At 63.0% G+C, this 968-nt stretch carries 1 protein-coding gene; it reads right to left on the reverse strand.

The features are described 5' to 3' along the window. Positions 1 to 749, reverse strand: a 749-nt coding sequence (locus OQK_RS00975) for a chorismate-binding protein (protein WP_016770716.1), incomplete at its 3' end; no start/stop codon positions are given. Positions 750 to 968: the final 219 nt, after the last annotated feature.

Raw genomic sequence — 968 nt, forward strand, 5'->3', positions numbered from 1 at the left:
GGTGACAGGCTCAGCACTGCGCCGCCGTCGGGCAGGCTCTGGAACCCGGAGAACGGCGTCGGGCAGGCCTGACGCAAAGCGCAGTAAGCCAGCCACGGATCGCCCTGGCATTCAGCACGAAAGCGTTGCGCGAAGTTGACCTGATAGCAGTCGCCAGCCTGGATGTAGCCCTGAATGCGTTCGAACGCCTGACGGTAATCGTCGGCCGAGAGATCAGCGGCCATCGGGGCGTTCAGTTTGAAGGGCGCCAGCGCGTCAACTTGAGGCTGAGTGAACAGCGCGACCAATCGCTGCCGTTCACTGTCGACAAGCGATGGATGAAAGACCAATTGGCTGGTTTGCCCGTGGTGATCGCTGATCAGCGCCCAGTCGTACAGGCCAAAACGCGCATCGGGCAGTTGCAGGTCATCCAGTGCCTGACTCGGCAGGTTTTCCAGATGCCGGCCGAAGTCGTAGCTCAGATAGCCGATCAGCCCGCCGGCGAATGGTGATTCATACCCGGCAGGCAACTGAGCTTCGCCCAAGCGGCTGAGATGGTCACGCAGGCGCTGGAGGAAATTCGCACCGCTTTCCTCCGGCAACACCGCCAGTTGTTCCAGCGGCCAGGCGCTGAGCAAGTCATAACGGCCGCGTTCAGCGCTCGGCCGGCCGCTGTCGAGCAGCACGGCGCCGGGTGCGTTGCGAATGGCCGCGAAATAGTCGGCCGGATTGGCACGGTAGGGCAGTGGGTGTACGGAGCAGGTCAACATGGGCGGGGCAGATCGGCCGTTGAGGCGGGGTTGGGATTGTAGTCCTCTGCGCTGCCAGATCAAAGTCAAAAGCCTCCCCCTCACCCCAGCCCTCTCCCCCAAGGGGGCGAGGGGGAAAGGGAGCCGATCTTCATGCTTTTCAAGGCCGGAGTTCGACCGGATATTTCAGGTCGGCGCAGCTCTCGCATCCACCACGGTCAGTCCCCTCTCCCTCCGGGA

Origin of the sequence: Pseudomonas sp. R62 (assembly GCF_000257605.1) — a bacterium.
In the GTDB taxonomy this organism is placed as follows: Bacteria; Pseudomonadota; Gammaproteobacteria; order Pseudomonadales; family Pseudomonadaceae; genus Aquipseudomonas; species Aquipseudomonas atacamensis.